General features: G+C 72.0%; 7 protein-coding genes. 4 read left to right on the forward strand and 3 right to left on the reverse strand.

Annotation, left to right across the window (positions count from 1 at the left end):
- A partial coding sequence (locus AWZ10_RS01115) for a S1 family peptidase (RefSeq protein WP_244172336.1) occupies window positions 1-1,185 on the reverse strand: 1,185 nt, incomplete at its 3' end.
- A gap of 684 nt (window positions 1,186-1,869) precedes the next feature.
- On the opposite strand from AWZ10_RS01115, the gene AWZ10_RS01120 reads away from it, so the two are divergent.
- From AWZ10_RS01120 to AWZ10_RS01135, 4 genes are all read left to right on the forward strand, one after another.
- On the forward strand, window positions 1,870-2,085 hold the full coding sequence (locus tag AWZ10_RS01120) for a hypothetical protein (protein ID WP_037698514.1): 216 nt from the start codon (window positions 1,870-1,872) through the stop codon (window positions 2,083-2,085).
- Window positions 2,086-2,188: 103 nt separating this feature from the next.
- Entirely contained in the window at window positions 2,189-2,995 is an 807-nt protein-coding gene (locus AWZ10_RS01125; protein ID WP_060890211.1) for an HlyD family efflux transporter periplasmic adaptor subunit, read from the forward strand.
- Window positions 2,992-5,229, forward strand: coding sequence for an NHLP family bacteriocin export ABC transporter peptidase/permease/ATPase subunit (locus AWZ10_RS01130; RefSeq protein ID WP_208618428.1), 2,238 nt, complete (start codon window positions 2,992-2,994; stop codon window positions 5,227-5,229). Before AWZ10_RS01125 ends, AWZ10_RS01130 begins: the two co-directional genes overlap by 4 nt.
- A gap of 1 nt (window position 5,230) precedes the next feature.
- A complete protein-coding gene (locus AWZ10_RS01135) occupies window positions 5,231-8,053 on the forward strand; it encodes an NHLP bacteriocin export ABC transporter permease/ATPase subunit (RefSeq protein ID WP_060890212.1) in 2,823 nt (940 codons plus the stop codon).
- A 216-nt stretch (window positions 8,054-8,269) separates the two neighbouring features.
- Here the strand turns inward: AWZ10_RS01135 and AWZ10_RS01140 are convergent, their stop codons facing one another.
- Both AWZ10_RS01140 and AWZ10_RS01145 read right to left on the reverse strand, forming a co-directional pair.
- Entirely contained in the window at window positions 8,270-9,805 is a 1,536-nt protein-coding gene (locus AWZ10_RS01140; protein WP_244172338.1) for an MDR family MFS transporter, read from the reverse strand.
- On the reverse strand, window positions 9,802-11,001 hold a 1,200-nt coding region (locus AWZ10_RS01145), incomplete at its 5' end, for an ABC transporter permease subunit (protein WP_060890216.1). The genes AWZ10_RS01145 and AWZ10_RS01140, both read right to left, overlap by 4 nt.

Raw genomic sequence — 11,001 nt, forward strand, 5'->3', positions numbered from 1 at the left:
ACCCGCGGCGTCACCGGCACCGCCGGCGGCTTCCTCACCGGCGCCCGCACCGGCGTCCCCGAGGGTCGCGCCGACCGCCGCGAGGGCGGTGGTGACGGGCTGGAAGAAGGTCTCGCCACCGACGGTGCAGTCGCCGCTGCCGCCGGAGGTCAGGCCGATGGCCTGGCCGTCCTCGGTGAACAGCGAGCCGCCGCTGTCGCCGGGCTCGGCGCAGACGTTGGTCTGGATGAGACCGGTGACCGTGCCCTCGGGGTAGTTCACCGTGGCCTCGAGGCCGGTGACCTGGCCGTCGGCGAGACCGGTGGTGCTGCCCATGCGGAAGACCTGGAGGCCGACCTCGGCCTCGCCGGCCGCGTTGATGTCGACCGTCTGGCCGTTGCCGAGGTCGACCGTGCTGGCCGCCTGCGTCGCCGGGTCGTTGTAGTTGACCAGGGCGAAGTCACCGGCGCCGGGGAACGTGGCCGTGGCGGCGTCGACCGTGGCGATCGGGGCGCCGCCCTCCTCCTCGGACCACTCGGCCTCGACGACACCGCAGTGACCGGCGGTCAGGAAGGCCGGGGCGCCTTCGGCGTTGACGACGTTGAAGCCGGCCGAGCAGCGCGCGCCGCCGCCGAAGATGGCGTCGCCGCCCTCCAGGAAGGTCTTGAACGTGCCGGCGGACTTCTTGATGGATGCCATGCCCGAGCCGAGCGACTTGACGGACGACTCGATGGTGTCCCAGTTCTCGCCCGTGACCGTGGAGTCGGCGGTGACCTGGAGCTTGTTCGTGCGGGGGTCGATCGCCCAGGCGGTGCCCGGAACGCTGGCCTCCGTCTTCAGCGTCGCCGCGCCCTTCTGGAGCTCGGACCAGCTGTTCTCGACCTCACGGACCTCCGCGCCGGCCGACTGGGCCTGTCCGATCACGTTGTTGTCGTCGCCGTCGGTCCGGAGACCGTCGGTGACGTTGACGACGAGCTGCTTCTCGGCCGAATCGTAGTACGCGCCTGCGAACGCGTCACCGAGTGACTTCCGCAGCTGAGAGGCGAGGTCCGAGGCGTCACTCGCGGCGAGCGTCTTGGGGGCCGCGCCCTTGGCATCCGTCTGCGACGCCATCGCGTTCGGCAGGATGAGGGCTGCCGCGCCGAGCGCCGCCACGCCGCCTGCGGCAATGAACGCCTTACGCTTGGTGGCTCGTTTGTGACTCAACTCTTGACCTCCTGGGGACGGGGTCCGTGCCGCCGTCCGGCGGGTGAACTGGGGGCGCCTGGTTGCCAGTTGGTACGGACGGTTCCGGTGGGGTGTTCAACGCTCAGCAAAAAGATTTCAATCTTCCATTTCGCAAAGCGCGCTACACCCCCAGTTCGCACCCCATGTCACGACTTCCCGGCCGCGCTCTCCCACGCAGGTCCCGTGGCGCCGACATCGCCCACCCGGAACGGCACTTTCAGCGACCGGTCGGTAGCGCTCCGTCCCCCCTGGCGGCCCGGAAACCGGCTTCGGGGAATCTCCACACCGAATGCTCAGCGGGGTCACGGTCCACGGGAGTTCTGCACAGGGGTGACTCGTGTACGCGTACCTTTCAGGCGGACTGTCCCATTCGTTTTCCCGCTGGCAACGAACCGCGTATGACGATGCCGCGATCCGTGTGAAGAAGCAGCCCCCAAGGCGTGCGCAGGTCTGCACGGATGAACCGTCATGGTCACCAAGTGCGCTGGTGGGAGGCCATGTTGATTGGAAGTGCGCAGCGGCGATCTGCTTTGATCCATCGCACCGCGGGGGCCGCCAAGCTCTCGGAAACGAGAAGTGGGCACCCACGTGCGCGGCCGTCGTTCTGTCCCCAGAAGGGGGCCGCTCCCCCCTATGAAGAGCTATACGAAGGGAAGTTCCCCCATGAACTCCACCCCCCAGGTTGAGACCGCCGAGATCTCGGACGCCGCCCTCGACGCCGTCTCCGGTGGCCTGTCCGTCAACGCCGTCGGCACCGTCACGGGCCTGGTGGACGGTATCGCCCCGGTCTCCGGCCTGGTCGGCACGGCCGTCGGCACCGTCGAGGGTGCCACCGGTCTGAACACCGCCCCGGTCACGAGCCTGGTCGCCGGTCTCTGATCGAGCCCTCGCGCCGCTGAGTCCCGGAACCACCTGACAGGTTCCGGGACTCTCGGGTGCCCGAAAGTCCGCTGTCCCGAGTCGCACAGGTGAGGGAAGTCCCGTGCAGTTCCGCCAGCAGGCCCTCGCCAAGCTCCAGTCACCGGAGGAACTCGACCTCCCGGTGCGCTTCGCCCGCCCGCAGGGCTGGCTGGTGCTGTCCGTGACGGTGGTCGCCATGGCCGCCGCGTCCGTGTGGGCCGTCACGGGTTCCGTCGCGTCCACGGTCGGCGCCCCCGCCGTCCTCACCCACGGGCAGGGCAGTTACGTACTGCAGAGCCCGGTGGCCGGCCAGGTCACCGCCGTGCTCGCGAGGCAGGGGGAGCGGCTGCCCGCCAGGGCCCCCGTCCTCAAGGTCGCCACCACCGACGGCGAGCGCGTCGTACGGTCCGTCGCGGCGGGCCGGGTCTCCACGCTCGCCGCCACGCTCGGCCAGATCATCCGGACGGGCGCCGATGTCGCGGCGATCGAGAAGGTCGCCGACGCCGACGACCCGCTCTACGCGACGGTGTACGTCCCCGCCGAGAACGCGGCCTCGATCCCCGAGGACGCCGCCGTCGACCTGACCGTGCAGTCGGCGCCCACCCAGCGGTACGGCGTGCTGCGCGGCCATGTGAAGAAGGTGGACCGCACCGCGCAGACCCCTCAGTCGATCGGCGCGTTCCTCGGTGACAGCCAGTTGGGCGAGCAGTTCACCAGGAAGGGCCGGCCGGTGGCCGTGACCGTACGACTGGACCGCAGCGCGTCGACGGAGTCGGGCTACAGGTGGTCCTCGCAGGACGGGCCGCCGTTCGAGCTGACCTCCATGACCATGGCCACGGGTTCGATCCGGCTGGCCGACGAGCGTCCCGTCGATTGGCTGCTCCCGTGACCGCATCCCAGGACACCGCCCGGCCACCGACGCGCGGCAGACGCAGGGCCGCCCCGCAGAAGCGCCCGGTGCCCAAGAGCGGACAGAGGACCGTCCGCACGCCCACCGTCCTGCAGATGGAGGCCGTGGAGTGCGGCGCCGCCTCCCTCGCCATGGTCCTCGGCCACTACGGACGGCACATCCCCCTGGAGGAACTGCGCATCGCCTGCGGTGTCTCGCGGGACGGCTCCCGTGCCAGCAACGTCCTGAAGGCGGCCCGCAGTTACGGCCTGACCGCCAAGGGCATGCAGATGGACGTGGCCGCCCTCGCCGAGGTGAGGGCGCCGGCCGTCCTCTTCTGGGAGTTCAACCACTACGTCGTCTACGACGGCATGGGGCGCCGCTTCGGCCGGCGCGGCGTCCACATCAACGACCCCGGCAAGGGCCGCCGGTTCGTGCCGATGGAGGACTTCGACGCGAGCTTCACCGGGGTCGTCCTCGTCATGGAGCCCGGTGACGACTTCGAGAAGGGCGGCCGCAGGCCCGGTGTCCTCGGCGCCATGCCCGCCCGGATGCGCGGCACCTCCGGCACCCTGCCCGCCGCCGTCCTCGCGAGCCTGCTGCTGGTGGCCGTCGGTGCGACCGTACCCGCGCTGAGCCGCACCTACATCGACATGTTCCTCATCGGCGGCCAGACCTCCCTGCTGGGCGTGCTGTTCGCGTCGATGGGCGCGTGCGTGCTGCTGACGGTCCTGCTGACCTGGCTGCAACAGGCCAACCTGCTTCGCGGCCGCCTGATCTCCTCGACCCTGTCCAGCGCCCGCTTCCTTCGACACCTGCTCCGGCTGCCCGTCACCTTCTTCTCGCAGCGCAGCCCCGCCGACCTCGTCCAGCGCCTGCAGTCCAACGACTCGGTCGCCGAGACCCTGGCCCGCGACCTCGCGGCCGCCGGTGTGGACGCGGTCGTGGTCGTCCTCTACGCCGTGCTCCTCTACACGTACGACCCGCAGCTCACCTTCGTCGGCATCGGCGTGGCGCTGCTGAACGTGGTGGCGATGCGGGTGGTGATCCGGCTGCGCGCGACCCGTACGGCGAAGCTGCGCGCCGACAACGCGCGGCTGACCAACACGGCCTACACCGGCCTGCAGCTGATCGAGACGATGAAGGCGACCGGCGGCGAGGAGGGCTACTTCCGCAAGTGGGCCGGGCAGCACGCCACCACGCTGGAGGAGCAGCAGCGGCTCGGCGTGCCGAGCGCCTGGCTGGGGGTGGTCGCCCCGACCCTCGCCACGCTCAACAGCGCGCTCATCCTCTGGATCGGCGGTATGCGCGCGGTCGAGGGCCATATATCCGTCGGTCTGCTGGTCGCCTTCCAGGCGCTGGTCACCCGGTTCACCGCGCCCATCACCCGCCTCAACGGCGTCGCGGGCCGCATCCAGGACTTCGCGGCCGACGTGGCCCGCCTCAAGGACGTGGAGAACTTCCGGGCGGACCCGCTGTACGGCCGCCCGGACTCCACCGAGTCCACCCGCCGGCTGCAGGGCCATGTGGAGCTGGAGAACATCACCTTCGGCTACAGCCCCCTCGACAAGCCCCTGCTCACCGGCTTCGACCTCACCGTCGGTCCGGGTCGGCAGGTGGCGCTGGTCGGCGGCTCCGGCAGCGGCAAGTCGACGGTGTCGAGGCTGATCTCGGGCCTGTACGCCCCCTGGGAGGGCGTGATCCGTATCGACGGCCGGCGTCTGGAGGACATCCCGCGTGGTGCGCTCGCCGCCTCCGTCTCCTTCGTGGACCAGGAGGTCTTCCTCTTCGAGGGCACGGTCCGCGACAACGTGGCCCTGTGGGACCCGTCGATCCCGGACGAGGCCGTGGTGGAGGCGCTGCGGGACGCGGCCCTGTACGACGTGGTGACCCGCCGTCCGGGCGGGATCCACAGCAGGGTCGAGCAGGACGGCCGGAACTTCTCCGGCGGTCAGCGTCAACGCCTGGAGATCGCGCGGGCGTTGGTCCGCAGGCCCAGCATCCTCGTCCTCGACGAGGTGACCAGCGCGCTCGACGCGGAGACCGAGCTGACCGTCATGGACAACCTGCGCAAGCGCGGCTGCGCCTGTGTGGTGATCGCCCACCGGCTCAGCACGGTCCGCGACAGCGACGAGATCGTCGTCCTGCAGCACGGCACGATCGTTGAGCGCGGCCGGCACGAGGAGCTGGTGGCACGCGGCGGCGCGTACGCCCAGCTGGTCAGGGAGCGATGAGATGACGTCCGTACCCGAGGAGGGCGACCTCGTCCTCGGTGCGCTCGGCGCCATGGGCATCCCCCTCGACTGTGCCGGCCACACCCGCCTGGACCTCGAAGGCCCGCAGACCCTGTGGCTGGTGGCCTCCGGCGCGCTGGACCTGTTCGCGGTCGACGCCGTCCAGCAGGGCCACTGGCACCACCTGGGCCGCCTCGAAGCGGGCGCGCTGCTGCTCGGCCCGGTCGCCGGGCCGCAGCACACCCTGGTGGCCCGCCCGCTGCGCGACTGCGTGGTCCGGCGCATCGGCCTGCGCGAGCTGTACCAGCAGGTGAACACCGAGACCTGGTCGTACGACGAGTGGGGCAACCCCCAGCCGGTGCCCCCGCGGACGAGCCCCCTCGAACACGCCCTCGCCCTGGGCGTCGGCCGTGGCCTGTCGATCCTCTTCCAGGCACCGATGGCCACCGAGCAGGCCGCCGCGCCCACCGACGACGACGTGTTCTGGATGCGGGTGCCGCCCGGCAGCGTCCAGTACGGCTCGCTGTACGGGGCGGAGGCGGCGGCCGACCTGCTGATGGACCCCGGGGTCTGGCAGAGCATGGTCGACCAGCAGTTCCGGCTGCTGGCCACGCTGGACCGCTGGATCGAGCAGCTGGAGCGCACCCACGAGGACCGTACGGCCGCCGGTATCAAGGCCGGTGAAGCCGTGCGCGCCCAGGCCGACCGCACACTGCTCGCGTCCATCGGCAAGTCCTCCGCGAACCGGCGTACGACGGCGGCCGACGCGGACGCCACCTACGCGGCCTGCAAGCTCGTGGCCCGGACGGCCGGGATCACGCTCTGCGAGCCCGCGCAGAGCGGCACCGAGAGCGACCGGCTCGACCCGGTGGAGCGCATCGCGCTCGCCTCCCGCGTCCGCGTCCGCGCCGTACGCCTCGCCGGAAGCTGGTGGCGGGAGAACGTCGGCCCGTTGGTCGGGCACCGGGCGCTGTCCGGCGCGCCGGTGGCGCTCCTGTGGCGGCGCGGCGGATACGTGGCCGTACAGCCGTCGTCCGGCCGGGAGACGCCGATCGAGAAGGCGAACGCGGCGGAGTTCGAGCCGCGGGCCGTGATGTTCTACCGGCCGTTGCCCGAACGGGTACCGACCCCGCTGCGCCTGATGCGCTGGAGCCTCCACGGCACCGGCGGCGACATGACGGGCCTGTTGCTGAGCGGCCTGGTGACGGTCGTGCTCGGCTCTCTCGTCCCCGTCGCGACGGGCAGGATCCTCGGCGAGTACGTGCCGAAGGCGCAGGAGGACCTGATCGTGCGGGTCTGCCTGGCGATCATGCTCGCGAGTGTGGTGTCGGCCGCGTTCCTGCTGTTGCAGAACCTGACGATCCTGCGGATGGAGGGCCGTATCGAGGCGACCCTCCAACCAGCCGTCTGGGACCGTTTGCTGAGGCTCCCCACGAAGTTCTTCGCGTCGCGCTCGACCGGCGAACTGGCCAGCGCCGCCATGGGCATCAGCGCGATCCGCCGCACCCTGGCCGGAGTCGGACCGGTGGTCGCCCAGTCGGTGACCGTCGGCGCCGTGAACCTCGGCCTGCTGCTCTGGTACAGCGTGCCCATGGCCCTGGCGGCGATCGGCATGCTGGTGGTCGTGGCCGCCGTGTTCCTCGGCCTCGGCCTGTGGCAGGTCCGCTGGCAGCGCCGCCTGGTGGTGCTGAGCAACAAGCTGAACAACCAGGCGTTCCAGACCCTGCGGGGCCTGCCGAAGCTACGGGTGGCCGCCGCGGAGAACTACGCGTACGCGGCCTGGGCGGGCGAGTTCGCGCGCAGCCGGGAGCTCCAGCAGAAGGTCGGCGGGATCAAGAACCTCAACACGGTGCTGGGCGCGGTGTATCTCCCGCTCTGCACCCTGCTGATGTTCATGCTGCTGGCGGGCCCGGCCCGGGGCTCGATGTCGGCGGCGGAGTTCCTCACCTTCAACACCTCGGTGACGATGCTGCTCACCTCGGTCACCCAGCTGACGGGGGCGTTCGTGTCGGCGGTGGCCGTGCTGCCGTTGTTCGAGGAGATCAAGCCGGTGCTGGAGGCGACCCCGGAGGTCCGCACGGCCAGCACCCGTCCGGGTGTGCTGTCCGGCGCGCTGGAGGCCCGTCGGCTCTCCTTCCGCTACGCGGACGACGGCCCCCTGGTACTGGACGACGTGTCCTTCGCCATCGAACCCGGGGAGTTCGTGGCGGTCGTCGGCCCGAGCGGCTGCGGGAAATCGACGCTGCTGCGGCTGCTCATCGGCTTCGACAAGCCGGTCTCCGGGAGCGTCCTGTACGACGGTCAGGACCTGGGCGCGCTGGACCAGTCCGCCGTGCGCCGGCAGTGCGGTGTCGTCCTCCAGCACGCGCAGCCGTTCACCGGCTCCATCCTGGACGTCATCTGCGGCACCGAGCCGTTCACGCCCGAGGAGGCGATGGCGGCGGCCGAGATGGCGGGCCTCGCCGAGGACGTCCGGCGTATGCCGATGGGCCTGCACACCATCGTCCAGGGCAACGGCGCCATCTCCGGTGGCCAGCGCCAACGCCTGATGATCGCCCAGGCGTTGATCCGCCGCCCCCGCATCCTCTTCTTCGACGAGGCCACCAGCGCGCTGGACAACGAGACGCAGCGCACGGTCATCGAGAGCACGAGGGCGTTGCACGCCACGCGCATCGTCATCGCCCACCGACTGTCCACGGTCATGGACGCGGACCGGGTGGTGGTCATGGAGGACGGCAAGGTGGCGGAGGTGGGAGCGCCGGCCCGGTTGCTGTCGGACAGCGGGGGGCGACTGCATGAGCTGGTACGACGCCAGATGGCCTGAGGGGTGTTCTTTCGCCCCCGCCGCCCCTACCCATTCCCATCCTTGAGGGGCTGCGCCCCTTCGACCCTCACCCGCGGGTCCGGTGGGGGCTGGTCGCGCAGTTCCTCGCGCCCCTTGAGTGCCTACGGCCCTCGCGGGCCGAAAAGCACGGGGCGCAGCCCCTGCCGGATGGGATGGGTAGGGGCGGCGGGGGGCGAAAAGAGCTCTGGGAGCCCCCTACGGCCGGACGGAGGGCCGCGGCAGCAGCAAGACCGACGCAACCGGAACCACCGCCAGCACCACCCACGGCACGGCCCCCGGCACCCCCGCATCCGTCAAGGCCCCGGCCCCCGCACTCCCCACCAACACGATCAACCCCGAAACGGACGACATCGCCCCGGTATAGAGCCCGAGCCGCCCCTCCGCCGCAAGATCCGGCACCCACGCCCGCGCCGCCGGAGCCACCAGCATCTGCCCCACCGTCAACAACACCACGAACCCGGCGGCGGGCAACAACCCCACACCCCCCGTCCACCCGGCGGGCAACGCCACAGCCACCACCACGAACCCGGCCGCTATCAGCACCAACCCCACTGTCATGGACCGACGCAGATCCAGCCGCTCCCCCACCCACCGCGTGACCGGCAGCTGGGCCGTCACGACAAGCAGCGACGACAACCCGAACAGCCAGGCCAGCGCCGACTGCGACCCCGTGGCCCGCTCCACCTCGCCGGGCAGCAGCAGGTACAGCTGGTTGTAGGCCAGCAGGTACGCCCCGTACGCGCAGCACAGCGCCAGGAACCGCCGGTTGCGCAGCAGCCCCCCGAGACCCCCCTTCACCGCGACCCGCTCCCGCCCCGGAATGCGCTGCGGCAGCAGCCAGAAGTGCCCGGCGAGGACGAGGACGAAGACCCCGGCGCCCGCGAGGCACACCGCCCGGTAGTCCACGGCCAGCAGCAACGCGCCGATCAGCGGCCCGACGAACGCCCCGGCCTGCCCGGCCACCGTGAACAGCGCGAGCACGTTCGTACGGGGGCCGCCGCCCGACTCCTCCCACACCACGGCCTGCCGGGCGACCTCGGACTCGACGGCCGGGGAGAACAGCGCGGCGGCGAAGCCGATCAGCAGGACCGACCCGATGACCGACCAGTCCGCGTCCGCGTATCCGAGCCACGCGAACCCGGCGATCCGCAGGACGCATCCGGCCAGCACCACGGGCCGCACCCCGTACCGGTCGGCCAGCGCGCCACCCACCACGAACAGCCCCTGCTGACTGAAGGTCCGCAGCCCGAGCACGAAGCCGACCATCCAGCCGGCCATGCCTATCGCCGTGCCGAGGTGCTCGGCGAGGAACGGCAGCACGGCGAAGAATCCGACGTTGAAGGCGAGCTGGGTGAGGATCAGCAGCCGCAGGAGGGGACTGAGCTTGGCCCAGGTACCCCGGCGGGAGGGCCCGGCCGCCTTCTTCCCGGCCGCACCGCTCAGGACCCGCGGTTCGGCCGCCCCGCCCGGCGTCCCTCGTCGGGACGCGTCGCGAGCCGTCCGTTGCACAGGCACCCCGCTCGCCGCCCGCACCTCCGGCATCTCGTTCGCCGCGCACTGATCGGGCACCTTGCTCGTCACCTGCCTCTCGGACCTTTCACCCGCTGCCCGCTTCTCCCGCTTCTCCCGCTTCTCCCGCTCCTCGCTCGGCGCGCGCCTCTCGCCCGTTTCTCCGGCCGGTCGCCGCAGCCGGGGCGTCCCGCTCGGTCGCTCCTCGGGCAGCTCGGTCATCCGGTCTCTCCGGCGGTCGTGGCGGCGGGCTTCGGCTGTCGTACGGCCCCGGCGAGCGGACGGCGCGGCCATCGCACCCCGCCCGCCGACGTGACCGCCAGCGCACCCAGGAGGGCGAGGGCGGTGGCGGGGGCGAGGACGGCCCAGGGGGCGCGTTCGGCGTAGGGCTGGTTCTCGGCGAGGAGGAGGCCCCATTCCGGGTCCGGCGGCTGCGCGCCGAGGCCGAGGAAGCCGAGCGAGGTCAGGGCGAGGGCCACTCCGGGCAGCCGGAGGAGGGCGTGGCGGGCGACAGGGGGCAGGACGGCGGGCAGCAGCTCGCGGCGGAGCAGATGGCCGTCATCCGCGCCGAGCCCCCTCGTGGCCGTGATGTGCGTGGTGGCCCGCTCCTGTTCGAGCAGGGCCGTGGTGTGTGCGGCGAGCGGCACCCAGGCGACGGCGGCCACGGCCAGCGCGGGTGTCGCCGCTCCGCTGCCGGCGACTCCGGCGACGATCAGTCCCGCGAGGACCGCCGGTACGGCGTTGACGGTGTCGACGAGCGGCCCGGAGAGCCGGGGCAGCAGCCCGAGCAGGACGCCCGTCAGCAGCGCGGCCGCGCTGATCGTGACGGCCAGGGCGAGGGTGGTGAACGCCCCGTGGCCGATGCGGGCCAGGAGGTCGCGGCCCAGCGCATCGGTGCCCAACGGGTGGGCCCAGGAGGGTGGTTGGAGCCGGGCGCCGGTGTCGAGGGCGAGCGGGTCACGGGTCAGGCCGAGCGCGACGACCACGAGGAGCAGGGTGCCGTGGAACAGCGGGGTCCGGCGTGGCGCGGGCGGTCGCGGGCGGTGCAGGGAGTGGAGCGCGCCGTCGCGGAGGGCCGGGCCGACGAGGAGGCGAGCGGCGAGACGGGCGAGGGCACCGGCGAGGGCGGCCAGCAGGACGAGGGCGAGGGTGCCGGCCTGGAGGACGGGCAGGTCCTGGGCGAGGGCGGCCTGGAGGGTGGTGCGGCCGAGGCCAGGTATGTCGAAGACCTGTTCGACGGCGACGGCGCCGCCGGTGAGGCCGACCACGAACAGGCCGATGTTGGGCAGGAGTCCGGGTATGCAGCGGCGTACGGCCTGGCGGGCGGTGGTCCGCCCGGGTATGCCGCGGGCGGCGGCGGCCAGTGCCCAGGGCTCGGCGAAGGCGCCGGGCAGCAGGTCGTCGAGCACCCGGCCGAG

Origin of the sequence: Streptomyces europaeiscabiei (genome assembly GCF_001550375.1) — a bacterium.
Classification (GTDB): Bacteria; Actinomycetota; Actinomycetes; order Streptomycetales; family Streptomycetaceae; genus Streptomyces; species Streptomyces europaeiscabiei.

Coding starts and splice junctions, on each gene's coding strand:
- AWZ10_RS01120 (WP_037698514.1), top strand. CDS start 1,870: ATGAACTCCACCCCCCAGGTTGAGACCGCCGAGATCTCGGACGCCGCC.
- AWZ10_RS01135 (WP_060890212.1), top strand. CDS start 5,231: ATGACGTCCGTACCCGAGGAGGGCGACCTCGTCCTCGGTGCGCTCGGC.
- AWZ10_RS01140 (WP_244172338.1), bottom strand. CDS start 9,805: ATGACCGAGCTGCCCGAGGAGCGACCGAGCGGGACGCCCCGGCTGCGG.